A 15,964-nucleotide genomic window follows, 5' to 3' on the forward strand; every position below is an offset into this window, starting at 1 on the left:
ATGGCTTTCAATGGCAGAGGTACACTAATCCCTTGGGCATTAATTCCAGCTGCTGCTATTTGTAATGTCAGCCCATTCGAACTTGCACGGCGCAATCTGCTTCCTGTACTTATAGGACTTGTTGTCACGACGATTGTGGCGATGTTTTTGATTTAACCATGGAAAAAACCCATCCTTTTTTATAGATGGGTTTTTAGGTATTTAAAGCACGGAATAGCTTTCGTTCAAATTGGCTTTGACGATTAGGAAAATGAATACTTTTGTGAGATATCACTAAATATTTGTTGTAATTGATGTTGCTCCAGCCCCAAAACATAGGCTTCTACTATTACTTGCTCAAGTTCGATTGAAATTTGTTGTAAATCACTGTCGTTTAAAGGTGATGAATGCGGATTGATAATGAACACTTTTGAGTGAGGCTTTCTTATTATTAGCCCCTTTAATTGTAGTTCTTTATAGCTTTTATGCACAGTATGGAGATTGAGCTTTGTTTGCAACGCCATAGCACGGATAGAAGGCATTGCCTCACCATACTTCAAATTACCTTTAGCGATTTCTACAATCAGTTGCTGAACTAACTGTTTATAAAGAGGAACTGGACTATTTGTATGCAGGGATATCTCTTTTATTTTTCACACTTCCTCACGTTTTGTCAAATAACTATGATATTTTCCTACACTAGACAATAAAATCACCATGCTTCCTATTGCTAAAATGCCCATTGTACTTGTGGCCACCCACTGTGAAGCACCCATAGAAAGTAGCGTAAAATGGATGATTAAAATAAATAACAGCAACGGAAAGCCATAAAGTAGACTAATTAGAACGTTAGGATTTGTTTTCACAGCCTCGGATGGATTTTTCCAATTTAGTAACGGATGTCGCATATCATAAATTGGCGTTAATAAATTGTAATTGATAATGAACAACAAAGTAATGCTCAGATAAAAAATGTCTAAAGTATTGATGCCACGAAATAATAGATAAATGCCATAACTACATAGCACCGCTAGAGCACTAATGAATGAAGAGATTGTGACTTTGGCGAAAAATACTTTTCTTCGATCTAACGGTAGCGCAATACACGTTGTAAAATGTACCCCTTCTCTTGAATAGGGCGTTCCACTTATATTATTTACACAGCTTACACATACAATCATGTAAGCAAAGATGGGAATATCATTACTTAGGTTTAGTGGCACCCCACTCCAATTAAATTGAATAAGAATTAGATATATACCTGTAAAGATGGGGGATAATAGCAAGCCTAGCACTACTTGCATCATAAAATATGGTTCTGATTGAATAACCCAATATTCACGTTGCAAATAAAAACCCCAACTTGTTTTTGCATGAAACAACCTCGCTTTAGGTTTATGTTCCACACAGTTTACGAGGAAAGCATTATTATGGTAACTGCTCGTTAAATTCTTTACACTGGCTATAAATAAAAGAATACAAATACTTAGTAAGAGCAAGTAATAACTAACGCTATTTTCCATTGTATAAGGCATTATTATCATCTTGAAGAATAACTGTTGTGTGGCAAAGCTATACCCTATGTCCAAGAAATCTACAAATGAAGTGGCTAGCGTTGACAGTGTTGAAATATTTAAGTTCTTAATTAACATTGTCATCTCCTCATACTTATCGCTTATAAAGTACACGAAGGGAGCTAAGCCAATTAGTAACACAATGCTAAGCCTTATAGATAAATATATTACTGCATGAGAAAATTTGCGTTGCAAACGACTTAGGATGGATAGTACAAACAACAGGGATAGCGCTACAAAGATATTCAGCAAAGGTAAAAACGTTAAAAAAGTAACAGCTACAGTCCATTTAAAATTTATCAGTACTATTATAATAGTTGGAATGTGAAGAATACTCCCTACTATCAACGGTAATGCTAGACCACTTATTAGTTTAGCTCTGACGATTTCTTTAGGTGATAGTGGTAGACTTGCTAGTATCATAAAGTCACGCTGGCTATATACAATCGAAATTGCAAAATATGCTGTTAATATATAGAGAACCACGTTGGATAGCACAACATGATAAAATAAGTACTCCTCTGCAGTTCCCCAAAAATAAATCATGACATTAAGCCCTAAATACTGTACTGCTAAATAACATATAGCAAGAACTAATATTACTTGAAGCATCGGTTGCTGTGGCCTTGTATATGCAGATGTCAAAAAGATTTTTACGAGCTGAAAATTAAGCTTCATAGGCTTGCTTCTCCATGAAAACCATTTCTAAGTTTCCTTCTTGCAATAGCTTCTCTAGAGACTCATGCAATACAATTTCGCCATCTTTTAACAGGGCGATCGATTTGCAGATTTTTTCGGCAACATCTAATAAATGTGTAGAGAAAAGTACGGTTCCTCCACCTTCTATGTATTCTTTCATACAATTTTTAAATGCTACTACAGCAAGCGGATCTAAACCGTTCAAGGGCTCATCCATAATGAGTACTGGCGGACTAATCGTATAAGCCGTAATGAGCGCCATTTTATGAAGCATTCCATAAGAATACGTCCCCATTGGTTTATAGATACTATTCTCCATACCAAATGCCTTTATCAAGTTATCTAGCTTTCCTTTGTCCTCTACTTCATATAATGTTAAAACATACTTTATCCAGTCATATGCAGAAATATTGTTAAACACTTGAATAGTATCTGGGATAAAATAAAACTGTTTTTTATATTTAACATCATGAGATTTAGGAATATCATTAATAACTATAGCTCCATCGTCATGTCTTTCTAAACCGGTAATACAATGTAGTGTTGTTGTTTTACCTGCCCCATTTGCTCCAACAAACCCTAAAACTTCACCTTGTTGAAGCTGTAATTCTACGCCTTTTAGCACTTCATGTTGTCCATACTTTTTCTTTAGATTACGTATAGTTAACACGCTCACACCTACTATCTATCAAAATTTCTTTTTCGCTATCCAATAATGCATCGTCAATGTCATGCCTAAAATAACAAGAAATGTAACTAGTAAATTAAGTTCCCACCAAGCACCAACACTGCCTGTAATTAGAACACTCGATGCACGCAAACTAAAACCAGCTGGATTAAATATATCCAAGACGGGATGTAGCCCAGCAATCAAACGACAAAGTAATAACATGACAATACTTACTAATGCAATAACAGCAGGGCTATTAAAGAATGTACTTAACATCGTTACGAATGTAATGATAAATAACAACCATAGACAGTACAGTGCAAATGCTAAAATTACCTGAGAAATGGGTACAGGAGAAAATAAAAACACTGTATAGCCATATGACGCTATATAGCCAATGGCCAAACTAAAAACCGCCAACAAATAATGTGTTGCTATTTTACTGCCTAGATAACTTGAAATAGACACGGGTCTTGTCAAAATAAATGCCAACATGCCATTGGCTTTTTCTGCTTGAATAACACTCATAGCTGCAACGATAATGATAATAATGCCCAACTGGTCAAACTGTGAATTTAATGTCGAAGCTAGTACTTCTTGCCCCTCGGGTTTTGCCATTGTTGGATCAATCATAATCCCTTCCACTCCACCAAGTGACTTTAAAATCATCGGCAGATAATACATCATGATTGGTTGCGTAAGACCTAGTAACATAAAAACAATAGGTAACCACAGTATTTTATATTCTTTCACCATTTGACTGAACTCTTTTTTACTTAATACTGCAAAAGTATTCATACATCCACCACCAATGTTAAAAATGTATCTTCTAAACTCTCTTTAACGCCTATTTCAAACTTTGTAAAAGCTATTTTTTGATCTATAGCATTTTGTAATAATCGATAGGCATCCACTTGCACTTGCTCGACATGAATTTTAAAGCCCTCTTCGTAGTTTTCAACTTTCTTTACATAAGGTAATTGCGCCACTTTTTCGAGCCAGTCGACATCATCTTTTTGTAGCACTAGATAAATAGCTGATTCTTGATTTCGATGAAGCAACTGCTCTTTTGTAGCGTCTTCAATTTTCTGTCCATCTTTGATGACAACAAAACGTTCACAGATTTCTTCAGCATCTCCCAAGATATGTGTAGACAACAAAATCGTCGTTTCACTTTTTATCTCCTTGAGTAAATTCAACACTTCTCTTCGTCCTATTGGATCTAAGGCAGATACGGGTTCATCCATGATAATCAAGGTAGGCTTATGGAGCAACGCTTGTGCAATACCTAAACGCTGCTTCATGCCCCCTGAAAATGCACCAACTTTTGACTGTGCTTCTTTCGATAGCCCCACCTTTGTTAAGATTAGCGGAATATCTTTGTGCAATTGGTTTTTCGAAATACCGGACAGCGTTCCCATAAATAGTAATGTGTCATAGGCTGTCATCCAAGAGTAGAAATTGGGGTATTGAGGCAAATAGCCAATTTGATTTTTCTTCTTAGATATATTTTGTCCATCAAGAACAATACTCCCCTCATCCGCATAGAGAATATCTGCAATAATTTGAATTAACGTCGACTTCCCTGCCCCATTTGGTCCGATTAATCCTACACACTCATTCTCTTCAATGACCATCGAAAAATGATTGACAGCCGTTTTATGCTTAAACTTTTTTGTTACATTATTGATTTCTAAGCGCACGTTCGTTTACATCCTTTCTGCCAATCGTAAAATATAAAATCGGTCCAATTGTATTAAATAACACAATCACAATCGTCCACATAAGTACGTTTTCTCTTACTTTTCGATAACGATATAAATCAATTAGAGCAATCAAAATCAATAAAAATCCAACAAGTAAAAACGGAATCAAGATGGGTAGAATACTTGCCCAATCAATATGACTTAATTCATCGAAACCATAGTGTAACTTCATAGCTGTTCACCTCATTCATTATCATTATCAATAATGATAACAAAAGACCTTACCAATTGCATTACTTTTTTACACTATACATTTGAATTAATTTATATTATATTTTTTGATAACATTCGCAACTTATATAATTAAGTTGTTTTTTTCTTATTTACACAGCGTTCAAGCTTAATGGAGGAGTTAAATATGCGGAATAAAGCAGAAGTTTTAATGCATCCTGTGAGAATGAAAATCTTACAGGCACTTATGCAAAACAAAGAAGATGGCTTAAGTACATTAGAGATGAATAAAGTGATTAAAGATGTTCCACAGGCGACCTTATACCGACATATTCAGATTTTAACAGATGAAAGTATTATTAAGATTGTCAAGGAACGAAAAGTGCGTTCAGTCGTTGAGAAATTTTATGCATTAAATGAGGATGCAGCACGACTAAATCCGGAGGACTGGCAGCATCTATCCCAAGAACAAAAGCTAAACTATATTTCCTACTATCAATTAGTCTTACTAACGCAATACCAACATTATTTAACCTCAATTGCGGAAACACAACATGTTGAAGATACCGCGACATTTTCATTTGTAGATTTAACTTTATCAAGCGAGCAATTTATGCTTTTTCAACAAGACCTCAATAATTTAATGACTAAATATTATAAAATGGGCACGTTAAATGAGCAGACAGAAACAAAAACCATTGCTTTCAACATTATTCCGAAGCCATAGCTTTCAATTGACCTAAAAAAAATATTACAATAGTAAAGTACTTTTTAGAGAAATAACTTATCGGGAAAAGAAATGGAGAAGATTTATGAAAAAAGGAAAGTTAGTACAAAACATTCGTAAAATTATTATGATTGTCATTGGTGCAGTCATTGCAGCTTACGGGCTAGAGGCCGTGTTAATCCCCAATAATGTCATCGACGGTGGTGTCACAGGGCTTAGTATTATGGGCGCGCATCTATTTGGGATACCGTTAGGCGTATTACTCTTTGTCTTGAATATTCCCTTTGTATATTTAGGCTATAAACAGGTCGGGAAAACATTTGCCCTAATGAGTATTGTCGGCATTGCGGCGTTATCCATTTCAACAGTCCTTTTACATGATGTGAAGACGATTTTAGGGCCTGATGATTCCTTATTAATCGTATTAGCTGGTGGTATTTTGCTTGGTGTCGGGATTGGAATTGTTTTACGGAATGGCGGGGCTTTAGATGGCTCTGAGGTTTTAGCCGTTTTACTATCGCGTAAAATTCCATTTTCAGTCGGCGATATTATTTTATTTATTAATGCCTTTATTTTTATTGGCGCTAGTTTTATTTTCGGACTTGAAAGTGCCTTATACTCAGCTTTAACGTACTACATTGCAAAAAATGTGATTGATATTATTCAAGTTGGTTTAGAAAAATCGAAATCTGTTCGTGTTGTAAGTTCAAAATCAGAGGAAATTGGAGACGCTATTCAATCCCGCTTAGGACGCGGCGTTACCTATACACAAGGACGAGGCGGTTTTTCGAACGAATCTACAGAAATTTTAAACTGTGTCATTAACCGTATGGAAGAAAATAAACTTGTATCGATTATTAAAGATATCGATGAAGGGGCTTTTGTCGTCATTTCAGACGTTTCAGAGGTTCGCGGCGGTAACTTTAAAAAACGCGATATTCATTAGTACAACAAGTGAGCAGGTCCTCAATAACCTACTCACTTGTTTTTTGGTTTCACTACATCATTTTAAGCATCGATGAGAATTAAACGATGGCTTAATTTATTAAGTTGCTCATTAGCTAGGCTGACACCATAGGTATTTTATTATTCACGTATAATTTTCAACTGTATTTTTTTATATTTCATTCCGCTGATCCGTCAGCAAGCGCCCATTAAAACACTGCCGTTGCACCGATTAAAGCGTACGGATAGCTGCCTGTTGCACTAGCCAATATTCCTGCTAGTGAAGGACCGAGCTTCTGTCCTCAGGCATAACCCGTAGTTAGAAAACCTAAATTTGATGGCTATTGACTGGCAAACCTCCTAGAAATCGGAAAATCATTTCTTGTACGTTGATATCCAAATAATCTCAACCCTTTCACTTGATGTCAGACTTTATTATTAATAGTTTCGTGTTGTTTGTAAATATCGTTTACAATGCATTAAACAAATGTTTACATACACTATACAATTAATCCAAAGAAACGACATATTCGCTATAAAATAGATAAAATAATTAATCCTACTAATAAAAAAGAAACAAAAAAACATGAAAGAAACTATTCTATAGTCTTCCCATGTTTTTTAAAACCAAACTATAAATCAATATCGCTGTAAGAAATATTGATGGCCTGTCTAAACAACAAGTGCTAAAAATTTTCTCTCCATCCATTCCCCTTCATATTCCTGCTGATTAGAATTATATGCAAACTGTTTCTTGCTCGTCGAACTAACAAGAATTGTAAAACATAGCCAGTTCATTTCGCTAAATTTCTCAAAGGAAAGGGATTACAATAGGCTCTTTTGTTACGAATATGCTAATATTGAATACTAACTAAAACATATAAAGCATCACAGACTTAGTTATTTGATACTTACCTAATTTGAGCTTTCAAATTTATTTTGCAAATGACTAGTGCCATATAATCACCTTTTATAAATCTATATTTTTAAAAAAGAGGAGAATGAAATGGACTTATTTATTGCTAGTGATCGTCAACTGCCCATCCGTTATTATGTTAATGAAGCGATTTGGATTCGTCGCGGTTGTTGCTATTTACCTCAATTAACTTTACCATTTTTTGTAGAGGTAGAAATTAAAAACAGCCTCAACTTACAAATAATCAATGAATATATTCAAGAATTTCAACGACAATACAAACAAACAGAAATTCAAATATTAATCAAGGACACAAATATATTAATAGAAATGTTAGAAACTCTTCCTCAAAAGATGCCATCAAATCCAAATCACCTTCTAAAAATTGAAAGACTATAGTAGGAGTCGGTACATCACCATTGCATCATCTATCATTGCTGACTTCGTCTATATAACGATACAGCGTTGACTTACTAATTCCCGCCTGATTCTTAATTTCGAGCAGTGTATACTGCTTGCTTTCATACATAGCAAACGCCTTTAGCAGATTTTGATAAAGCAAAAAGTGATTTTCTCCATGTTAGCTCGGCTGAAGGCTTAGCGTTAGAACGTCGTCGTAAATTAGCGCCCATAGAGCAAATACTCCAAGCCACTAACATTTCCTACACAACAACTATCCTGAAAGGTTTGCCAGGTCCCGAAATTATCCGTTACGCAAATGAATCGAAGGTGGAATTAGTTGTCATTGGTAGTCGTGGATTAAACCCGCTACAGAAAATGGTATTGGGCAGTGTTAGCCATAAGGTCATGAAAAGCGTGTATTGTCCTACTAGTGAAAACTACTTACGTAGATTGGTAGAAAAAGACAAAAGGTCTCGGGTTGCTAAGAATTCCGAGACCTTTTGATTTGAGAACTATGGAAAAATGTATGACATCAACTTGCGCACTTTGTTAAGCATGTGCATTCAGCCAGTTTTTGATATCACCTGCACAATATTCCCCGATTGCTCAACCTAGTTACGGGCATAGCTTGTTCCACGGACAAGGCAAATCAGCCTGCATCCTACTTGCGAGGTCTAGCTGACTCGTTCTTCAGCAGGTGTTAGTATTTACTGTAGATTTATACAACGGCTCTCCATGGACTACTATTTAGAAGATTAGTTTAGCTCTTTACAGACTACTCTGTGGAAATTGGCAACAAGATTAAAAACTGTAATATCCCCTCTTGATAATTTGCTCGAATTTCCCCCGCATGTAGTTCAACAATACTTTTCGCGATGGCAAGCCCAAGCCCTGAGCCCTCAGAGACACTTGTTCTCGATTGATCTTTTTTATAAAATCGTTCAAATAAGTTCCCTAATTCTTCGTTCGTAAACGGTTCACTATAATTAGAGACGCAAATTTGCAGGCTATTTTGTTGTTTTTTTACAGATACTTTAATTTCTCTTCCACCCGTACTATATTTGATGGCATTCATTAATAAATTATCAAACACTCGCACTATCTTTTCTGAATCGACCGAAGCATATAGGCGCTCTTCCAGAAAATTTTTTTCAAATTCCAGATTACGTTCCTCCGCCTGTGGAACCAATTCTTCTATCAGTTGATCTAGTAACTCATTGATACATACCTTGTGCTGGTTTAATATGATATTGTCGTTCGTAAGTTTCGTGTACTCAAATAAATCTTCTATTAGATTTTTTAACTGCTCTGACTTTGAAAAAGCAATCTTTATATACTCCTCATATTGCTCTCTATTGTCATATCTCCCCTCTCTTAATAAACGTAAATACCCCATAATAGACGTTAAGGGGGTCCGCAAATCATGTGATACATTGGTAATTAATTCATTTTTTTGTTTTTCAATTCTTCGTTCCTTTTCAATATTTATCATAATTGCTTCAGCCATATGATTTACATTCTCTGTTAATAATGCTATTTCATCCATCCCTTTTTTCTTTATTCGATAGGATAAATCCCCTTTCGCAATTTCCCTAACTCCCTTCGCCAACTCCTCAATTTGATTCATTTTTCGTTTCGTTATATAGAAGAAGAAAAAGGTAAAAACAGCAATTGCAATAAATAAAGGGATAAGACCCTCTGTCGAACTTGCGATTACCATCCCCTCCGGAATACCACTGACAAACAAATATAAGTTTTCACCTTCTATGATTAATGGATAAAATGCAATAAATTCTTGCGCGGAGTGCTCGATTGCTGGTATCTCATAAACATAGAGCGGATGGTTTGTCGCAAAATCCATTACATTACGAATTTTATTATGCACATTGATTTGTTGCTCTTCCATTTGTTTTGTTTTGTATAAAACCTTGCCGCTCTCATCGGTAACAAACACTTTCAATGCACGCTGTTTCATTTCAAGCTTTACATTTTCTGATTCAATCATTTGCTGTAAAGTTTCTACACTATTTTCATCAATAGCTAAATCTGCCGCACGCTGCGCTTGAAGGTTTATCTGTTGCATTCCTTGACTATAGTCAATGGTAGCTGTTTGTTTTATATTCAAAATAAACGGAATTGATGCTTTAGCTGCAAGTAAACCCAAAAAAGCACAAAGAATAAATGTCGTTAATAGTTGAATTCTAATGCTTTGTCGAATTTTTTTTAGAGCATTTACAATGAACTTTTTTAGTTTGTTGAATAAGTAAGGGCTTAGCTTAATGATCTTTTTCAATTTTATAACCTACTCCCCAAACTGTTTTGATATACTGAGGATTTCTCGGATTACTCTCTATTCGCTCCCTTATTTTCCTTATATGTACCATCACTGTGTTATCTGATTGAAATGCTTCCTCTTGCCATACTCTTTCATAAATTTGTTGTGCACTCATTACAATACCTTGATTGCGTGCGAGTAATTCCAAAATGGAAAATTCACGAGGTGTTAACTTCACCTTCTGCCCAGCGACGGCTATTTCATGTGTCGCTATGTTGATTCGCATATCGCCAATCTCTATTTCATGGGCATCCTGTATTTCCGCACTACTCATTTTCAAATACCTTCGAAGCTGCGATTTTATACGAGCAATTAACTCCAACGGGTTAAAAGGTTTTGTCACATAATCATCGGCCCCCATTGTTAAACCAACAATTTTATCCATATCTTGCGTTTTTGCCGATAGCATAATAATCGGCATCTCAGCTATTTCTCTTACTTTTCTACACATCTGGATACCATCCACATGCGGCATCATGATATCTAAAACAATTAAGTGTACCTTGTGTTGTTTTAACAGCAATAGACCTTCCTCTCCATCACTTGCTTGTAAAACTTCATAGCCCTCATTTTTTAAATAAATGGTGATTAGATCCCTAATTTCTTTTTCATCATCCACTACCAGTATCGTTTCTTTCGTCATACTATCCCACCAATTTCTAGATTAATAATTTATAGTTAACCATTATTTCTCTTTACTTTTAACATTTTCGATAATTTTCGTTTATAACAATAATAAATAATCCACCCGAACATAACGATTATGCCAAAATATACACCATATTGCGTAGCAAGCCTGCCAATCAGTTCCATTTGTTTTCCAAAGAAAAAGCCAAGTGTAAAATATATCATTGTCCATACAAAGCCCGCTGTGTAAGAATACAATGCATAAATTTTAAATGACATGTTATTCATGCCAACTAAATAAGGAATAATGTGCCTAACTACTGGAATAAAATAACTTATCACTAAAGCAAAATGCCCGTACTTGCTGATCATGTCCTTTGATTTTATAAGGTATTTAGCTTTGTTCTTCTTCACCAATTTATCAAGAACTTTAAGACCAAACGCTTTTCCAAGGACATACCCTAACGAAAGCCCTGATACAACACCTAGGTAAGTTAAAATAAAAGCCGGAATAACACCCATTTTTTCTAAAGATGACAAAAACCCACCACTCATGACAATCATCTCATCAGGAATGGGCATGCCGACGATGCCAAGCCAAAGGCTAAAAAATAACGCAAAATAACCATAATGTTCAATAAATGCCATTAAATCTTGTAGTTCCATTACTTACTTATCCTCTGACTTCCTTTTTTGCAACTTAACACATAGGCAGGTGGAAGATTCACCCAAACCTTTTTCAATGAAATGTCGTCAAAAAATTTTTGGATAAAGGATTTTCTAATGAGTGAATATTGAAAAGTAATAAATTCACCATTCTCTTCCAATGTGTCATGTACACTATTTAAAATTCGAGACGATACTGCCGGTTCCAAAGAGGTAAAAGGTAAGCCTGATAATATATAGTCTATTTTTTTAATATGTAATGACGTCACATACGTACGTAGATTTTCAGCAGATCCATGTATGACAATGACACTTGAATCATCTTGATATTTTTTCTTTAATGCAGTAGAAAACACTTCATTATTTTCGATTAGCACGAGTTTCGTTTGCTGTCCTTTTCGTTTGACAATCTCTTTTGTAAAAGAACCTGTGCCAGGTCCTAATTCAACAATACATTGTGCTTCATGACAATTAATGGATTCCACCATTTTTTTCGCTAATAATTTCGAACTCGGTGAAATCGCGCCTGTATTTTTTGGATGTTTAATAAATTCGGTAAAGAATGTTATAAATTGCATCTACTAACTCCCTGTATTATGTCTTGTAAGATAACTCTTACTATAGGGAGCATTTCTTAATAAATTGTATGGGTATTTCTTAAGTTTTTCTTAAGTGCCAAAAATAACAATTTTTTGTAATCATAAACAGGTCATTTTATCTATACACTTTATGTAAGTGAATTATCTCTTTTTTATAAGCAGCTAGAAATTATTTCCCTCTTAAAATAGGCATACAATTGCATTCACTTGAATAGAAACCTATATAGAGAGAAATGTAAATCTAGCTAAAGAATAATAAAGTGGGGTGTAAAAGAATGCTTAAAATAAGTAATGCAAAAGAGATGGTACTTGAAATTGTGCAACATGATCCCCTTTTTATCGTTATACAACATACGCCATTAGAAGAACAACTTTATAGTGATGTCTATTTAACACATATTCATGACAAAGAGCATTACTCCATCTCGGAGGTTGCCAATTGGTTTGAAATTACTGATGCGATGCTCCGCTATTACATCAAACCATTTGAGCAATATATTTTTGATAACACCACGATTAATCCGATCACTAATATACGTTTAAATCTCTCTGCCATATTAAGGCTACGCATGATTCTGCTGTTGAAGGACGAATACCGAGTGAAAGGTCTAAAACAGCTTTTAGGTATTGATGAAGATGGACAGCTCCTCAAACATCAAATAACGGCAACAACACTCGCTTCTACGGACGAACTGGCCAATAAAGTCGATGTGTTAGGGAATGTGTTGCAGCAAATAATGCAAACAGGACTTTTTGATATGCAAACAAGTGATAAACAAGGTATTTTTCAAATTTCGATTAACCAAGATTTTCTCGCACAAAATATGCAATCTCTTTCCACCGAGTCAAATCATCAAATTATTGAAATTCAAAAAGAAACAGCAGACCTAAAAGATGAAAATGAAAATCTGCAAAAGCAAATACTAGAGCTACAAGAGGGTAGTGTGAAGGATATTGTCAAAAAAATTCGTGAGCGTCATATAGAAAATGAAATTGTATCGACATTACGGACAGAAGCTTTACAGCAATTTTCAACGCACAATAAGGCAGGATTTTTCGCTAAAGTTTTCCGTTCTTCTCAAATCGACATGGAAAAAGAACAATTTGTTGTAGGCTATATTTCGCAACATTTAGAAGAACGATTAGAGAAGGCTTTAAGTGCTTACTATGAAACATAAACCGGTTATTGGTGCCGGTTATTGGTGCCAGGCACCCAAACAATTTCCACACAATTTGATCACTTCCTGATTGCCTGGCACCCAACCAACTGGCTCTTAGATTGCTATAAGCTAGTCAAATGACGGAAAAAGCGTAATATGCGAAAGTGGATAGTCGCTAGTTCTTCAACATTAAAATCCTTGTCATCACTTTCTAACCATTCCTGTATCACACCTAGTATCGCTGATGTTAGAAAGGCTTGAAAATATTGCCTAAAGACCGGATCTAACACTTCAGCCTGAATTAAAGAGAGTTTTTATAATAAGTTATCACTAAAGACTTTCTTCATCCTCTTACTAAAATCCGGACTCCCCTGCTCCCCAAGTATTACGCGAAAAGCTGTTGCATGCTCTTTAATAAAGTGAATGACAACGACAAATGGTTGGTAAAGTTGTCCGTTCTGTAAGGTGTGAAAGGCTTCTAGTGGTTGAACCTTTTTTACATAGCTCTCCAGTCCACTTAATAGCTCCTGCTGTAAATCCTCCATTACTTCAAATTTATCTTGATAATGGATATAAAAGGTTCCGCGGTTGATATTGGCTGTCAATGCGAGATTTTTTACGGTTACTCGTTGGAAACCTACTTCTTCCATTTGTATCAGTAATGCCTTTTTGATGGCTTGCTTCGTTTCATAGTTCATTGTTTCATGCACTGACATGAAGAACTCCCTCCTTTGGTGCCTGGCACGCAAACAATTTCCACACAATTCACTTAACACTTTTTGTCATTGTGTTTATTGTATTTGCGTATATGCTAACGTAAAATTTTAATTGTATCAACACTGTGTTCAGTAAAGGAGAGTTGGATATGGGAGAAAATGCGATTACGTTAAGCGCCATCGAAAAACGTTTTCATCAGAAAGAAGTCATTGCCCCCCTTTCCTTAGAAGTTCCAACAGGGCAACTAATCGGTCTGCTTGGTCCTTCTGGCTGTGGGAAAACGACGTTAATCAAAATGATCATGGGGATGATAAAACCCGATAATGGGCGTATCCAAGTATTAGACTATGTAGTACCTCATAAACAGCTTCTCATAGACATTGGCTATATGGCACAATCGGATGCGCTTTATATCGATTTAACAGGTGCTGAAAATCTTCATTTTTTTGCCAAGCTATACCGCTTATCGAAAAAAGAGCGCGTGGAACGTGTAGCGTACGCTGCAAATCTTGTTCGTTTAACAGAGGATTTAAATAATAAGGTAGTGAATTATTCAGGTGGTATGAAGCGAAGACTGTCACTAGCGATTGCCTTAATACAAAATCCTAAGCTGTTAATCTTAGATGAACCAACAGTTGGCATCGATCCAGTATTGAAAAAAGAAATTTGGCAGGAGCTTATTCGCCTGAAAGAAAAAGAGCATAAAACCATTTTAGTGACGACGCATGCGATGGACGAGGCAGAACGCTGTGATCGATTAGCCATGCTAAGAAGTGGACAGATATTGGCACAGGGCACACCGCAAGAGTTAAAAGCACACTATCAGGCACAAGATTTTGACGAAGTGTTTTTAAAGGCTGGAGGTGCTATCGTATGAGAATTGGCGCCATTGTGACAAGAATTATTCAGCAGATGATGCGCGATAAACGTACACTTGCACTGTTGTTTTGTGCACCGCTTCTTGTGCTATCCTTAATGTACTTTATTTTTAATAGCGATGAGTCAGAGGTAACGCTTATCGTATCACATGGTCCTGCACAACTAATTGAAAAACTTGAAGCTGCGGATTTTCATGTGATCGAAGATGATAATGTGACAATTACTCAATTAAAAGACAATCAATATGATGCATGGCTAGATATCCAGCAAAAACAAACAAAGTTGACATTATTAAATGATGATCCTTCCGCTGCTAAAGCTTTGCAAATGAAGCTTGCACAAGCACTACAGCCCGAGCAGGCTTCGTCGATGACATTCGTCACTGACTATGTATACGGTGACGAAGATACAGCCATTTTTGATATTTTTAGCCCTATGCTCATTGGCTTCTTTGTATTCTTTTTCGTCTTTTTAATTACAGGCATTGCGTTGTTAAAAGAACGGACTTCTGGAACATTAGAGCGATTACTAGCGACCCCCATTAAACGTTCTGAAATTGTTGCCGGTTATTTGGTGGGATATGGTCTGTTTGCCTTGGTTCAGACGATTATTATTGTACTTTTTGGCATCTATGTACTCGATATTGTTCATGTGGGCTCCATCTGGCTCGTGCTTCTTATCAATAGTTTAGTAGCCTTAGTGTCATTATCATTAGGGGCGCTGCTATCAAGCTTTGCTGCCTCAGAGTTTCAGATGATGCAGTTTATCCCGCTTGTCATTGTGCCGCAAGTATTCTTTTCTGGCATCTTCCCGCTCGATAGTATGGTTGAGTGGTTACAAAATATTGGTCGTATCATGCCTCTTTACTATGCAGCAAATGCCTTAAATGGCGTGATGTACAAAGGATTTACTTTTAGTGAAATTCTAGTTGATTTATTGGTACTTGCAGGCTTTGCTCTCCTATTTATCCTATTAAATATTATTAGCCTAAAAAAATATCGTTCATTATAATAAATCTCCACAGGTTCTGCCAGTTCGCACTGAGCAGGACCTTTTTATTGTCATTTCAAAGTGTTCATAAACAAAAATAGAAAATTGTACCACTTTTCAAAAGCAATCGACTACAGATTAA

At 35.8% G+C, this 15,964-nt stretch carries 18 protein-coding genes and 1 pseudogene; 8 read left to right on the top strand and 11 right to left on the bottom strand.

The annotated features are described in order from the left end of the window. Positions 1 to 156, top strand: coding sequence for a hypothetical protein (locus C9J35_RS23635; RefSeq protein WP_201262070.1), 156 nt, complete (start codon positions 1 to 3; stop codon positions 154 to 156). Positions 157 to 242: 86 nt separating this feature from the next. Here C9J35_RS23635 and C9J35_RS13370 read toward each other — a convergent pair whose 3' ends face one another. From C9J35_RS13370 to C9J35_RS13395, 6 genes are read right to left on the bottom strand one after another with little or no spacing between them, the layout of a single operon-like run. After that, on the bottom strand, positions 243 to 629 hold the full coding sequence (locus tag C9J35_RS13370) for a GntR family transcriptional regulator (RefSeq protein WP_327323560.1): 387 nt from the start codon (positions 627 to 629) through the stop codon (positions 243 to 245). Between the two features lie 3 nt (positions 630 to 632). Further along, a complete protein-coding gene (locus C9J35_RS13375) occupies positions 633 to 2,231 on the bottom strand; it encodes a hypothetical protein (protein ID WP_107924896.1) in 1,599 nt (532 codons plus the stop codon). Further along, positions 2,221 to 2,922 (bottom strand): ABC transporter ATP-binding protein, encoded by a 702-nt coding sequence (locus C9J35_RS13380; protein ID WP_167395971.1) that lies wholly within the window; start codon positions 2,920 to 2,922, stop codon positions 2,221 to 2,223. The genes C9J35_RS13375 and C9J35_RS13380 overlap by 11 nt, the downstream gene beginning before the upstream one ends. An 18-nt stretch (positions 2,923 to 2,940) precedes the next feature. After that, positions 2,941 to 3,720, bottom strand: coding sequence for an ABC transporter permease (locus tag C9J35_RS13385; protein ID WP_107924898.1), 780 nt, complete (start codon positions 3,718 to 3,720; stop codon positions 2,941 to 2,943). After that, positions 3,717 to 4,625, bottom strand: coding sequence for an ABC transporter ATP-binding protein (locus C9J35_RS13390; protein WP_107924899.1), 909 nt, complete (start codon positions 4,623 to 4,625; stop codon positions 3,717 to 3,719). Before C9J35_RS13390 ends, C9J35_RS13385 begins: the two co-directional genes overlap by 4 nt. Further along, positions 4,606 to 4,860 carry a PLDc N-terminal domain-containing protein gene (locus tag C9J35_RS13395; protein ID WP_054767878.1) on the bottom strand — a complete coding sequence of 85 codons (255 nt, stop codon included), beginning with the start codon at positions 4,858 to 4,860 and terminating at the stop codon, positions 4,606 to 4,608. The genes C9J35_RS13390 and C9J35_RS13395 overlap by 20 nt, the downstream gene beginning before the upstream one ends. Before the next feature lie 186 nt (positions 4,861 to 5,046). Here C9J35_RS13395 and C9J35_RS13400 point away from each other — a divergent pair, with 186 nt between their 5' ends. The 4 genes and pseudogenes from C9J35_RS13400 to C9J35_RS13415 all read left to right on the top strand — a co-directional run. Further along, positions 5,047 to 5,586, top strand: coding sequence for a helix-turn-helix domain-containing protein (locus C9J35_RS13400; RefSeq protein WP_054767879.1), 540 nt, complete (start codon positions 5,047 to 5,049; stop codon positions 5,584 to 5,586). 85 nt (positions 5,587 to 5,671) lie between these two features. After that, a complete protein-coding gene (locus tag C9J35_RS13405) occupies positions 5,672 to 6,532 on the top strand; it encodes a YitT family protein (protein ID WP_107924900.1) in 861 nt (286 codons plus the stop codon). Positions 6,533 to 7,537: 1,005 nt separating this feature from the next. Then, positions 7,538 to 7,846: a hypothetical protein gene (locus C9J35_RS13410; protein WP_235616302.1), complete on the top strand. Its 309-nt coding sequence runs from the start codon at positions 7,538 to 7,540 to the stop codon at positions 7,844 to 7,846. A 195-nt stretch (positions 7,847 to 8,041) separates the two neighbouring features. After that, a pseudogene (locus C9J35_RS13415) lies at positions 8,042 to 8,353 on the top strand (universal stress protein); the annotation flags it as partial. A gap of 271 nt (positions 8,354 to 8,624) precedes the next feature. Here C9J35_RS13415 and C9J35_RS13420 read toward each other — a convergent pair. The 4 genes from C9J35_RS13420 to C9J35_RS13435 are packed head-to-tail and all read right to left on the bottom strand — an operon-like array spanning position 8,625 to position 12,055. Then, the gene (locus tag C9J35_RS13420) at positions 8,625 to 10,142 is read right to left on the bottom strand and encodes a sensor histidine kinase (protein WP_107924901.1); all 1,518 of its coding nucleotides are present in this window, start codon (positions 10,140 to 10,142) and stop codon (positions 8,625 to 8,627) included. Then, positions 10,126 to 10,827: a response regulator transcription factor gene (locus tag C9J35_RS13425; RefSeq protein WP_107924902.1), complete on the bottom strand. Its 702-nt coding sequence runs from the start codon at positions 10,825 to 10,827 to the stop codon at positions 10,126 to 10,128. The genes C9J35_RS13420 and C9J35_RS13425 overlap by 17 nt, the downstream gene beginning before the upstream one ends. 35 nt (positions 10,828 to 10,862) lie before the next feature. Further along, entirely contained in the window at positions 10,863 to 11,477 is a 615-nt protein-coding gene (locus C9J35_RS13430) for a DedA family protein (protein ID WP_107924903.1), read from the bottom strand. After that, entirely contained in the window at positions 11,477 to 12,055 is a 579-nt protein-coding gene (locus C9J35_RS13435; protein ID WP_107924904.1) for a class I SAM-dependent methyltransferase, read from the bottom strand. Before C9J35_RS13435 ends, C9J35_RS13430 begins: the two co-directional genes overlap by 1 nt. A gap of 296 nt (positions 12,056 to 12,351) precedes the next feature. Between C9J35_RS13435 and C9J35_RS13440 the strand changes: the two genes are divergently transcribed. Further along, positions 12,352 to 13,254 (top strand): hypothetical protein, encoded by a 903-nt coding sequence (locus tag C9J35_RS13440; protein WP_107924905.1) that lies wholly within the window; start codon positions 12,352 to 12,354, stop codon positions 13,252 to 13,254. Positions 13,255 to 13,550: 296 nt separating this feature from the next. On the opposite strand, the gene C9J35_RS13445 is transcribed toward C9J35_RS13440, so the two are convergent. Further along, positions 13,551 to 13,952, bottom strand: a complete 402-nt coding sequence (locus tag C9J35_RS13445; RefSeq protein WP_235616303.1) for a TetR/AcrR family transcriptional regulator — start codon at positions 13,950 to 13,952, stop codon at positions 13,551 to 13,553. 149 nt (positions 13,953 to 14,101) lie between these two features. On the opposite strand from C9J35_RS13445, the gene C9J35_RS13450 reads away from it, so the two are divergent. Next, positions 14,102 to 14,830: an ABC transporter ATP-binding protein gene (locus C9J35_RS13450; RefSeq protein WP_107924906.1), complete on the top strand. Its 729-nt coding sequence runs from the start codon at positions 14,102 to 14,104 to the stop codon at positions 14,828 to 14,830. Next, entirely contained in the window at positions 14,827 to 15,843 is a 1,017-nt protein-coding gene (locus tag C9J35_RS13455; protein WP_107924907.1) for an ABC transporter permease, read from the top strand. The genes C9J35_RS13450 and C9J35_RS13455 overlap by 4 nt, the downstream gene beginning before the upstream one ends. The last annotated feature ends 121 nt before the right edge of the window (positions 15,844 to 15,964 follow it).

Source organism: Lysinibacillus parviboronicapiens, assembly GCF_003049575.1.
Lineage (GTDB): Bacteria > Bacillota > Bacilli > Bacillales_A > Planococcaceae > Lysinibacillus > Lysinibacillus parviboronicapiens.

Coding starts and splice junctions, on each gene's coding strand:
- C9J35_RS13405 (WP_107924900.1), top strand. CDS start 5,672: ATGAAAAAAGGAAAGTTAGTACAAAACATTCGTAAAATTATTATGATT.
- C9J35_RS13450 (WP_107924906.1), top strand. CDS start 14,102: ATGGGAGAAAATGCGATTACGTTAAGCGCCATCGAAAAACGTTTTCAT.
- C9J35_RS13400 (WP_054767879.1), top strand. CDS start 5,047: ATGCGGAATAAAGCAGAAGTTTTAATGCATCCTGTGAGAATGAAAATC.
- C9J35_RS13455 (WP_107924907.1), top strand. CDS start 14,827: ATGAGAATTGGCGCCATTGTGACAAGAATTATTCAGCAGATGATGCGC.
- C9J35_RS13430 (WP_107924903.1), bottom strand. CDS start 11,477: ATGGAACTACAAGATTTAATGGCATTTATTGAACATTATGGTTATTTT.
- C9J35_RS13440 (WP_107924905.1), top strand. CDS start 12,352: ATGCTTAAAATAAGTAATGCAAAAGAGATGGTACTTGAAATTGTGCAA.
- C9J35_RS13425 (WP_107924902.1), bottom strand. CDS start 10,827: ATGACGAAAGAAACGATACTGGTAGTGGATGATGAAAAAGAAATTAGG.
- C9J35_RS23635 (WP_201262070.1), top strand. CDS start 1: ATGGCTTTCAATGGCAGAGGTACACTAATCCCTTGGGCATTAATTCCA.
- C9J35_RS13435 (WP_107924904.1), bottom strand. CDS start 12,055: ATGCAATTTATAACATTCTTTACCGAATTTATTAAACATCCAAAAAAT.
- C9J35_RS13445 (WP_235616303.1), bottom strand. CDS start 13,952: ATGTCAGTGCATGAAACAATGAACTATGAAACGAAGCAAGCCATCAAA.
- C9J35_RS13410 (WP_235616302.1), top strand. CDS start 7,538: ATGGACTTATTTATTGCTAGTGATCGTCAACTGCCCATCCGTTATTAT.
- C9J35_RS13395 (WP_054767878.1), bottom strand. CDS start 4,860: ATGAAGTTACACTATGGTTTCGATGAATTAAGTCATATTGATTGGGCA.
- C9J35_RS13375 (WP_107924896.1), bottom strand. CDS start 2,231: ATGAAGCTTAATTTTCAGCTCGTAAAAATCTTTTTGACATCTGCATAT.
- C9J35_RS13385 (WP_107924898.1), bottom strand. CDS start 3,720: ATGAATACTTTTGCAGTATTAAGTAAAAAAGAGTTCAGTCAAATGGTG.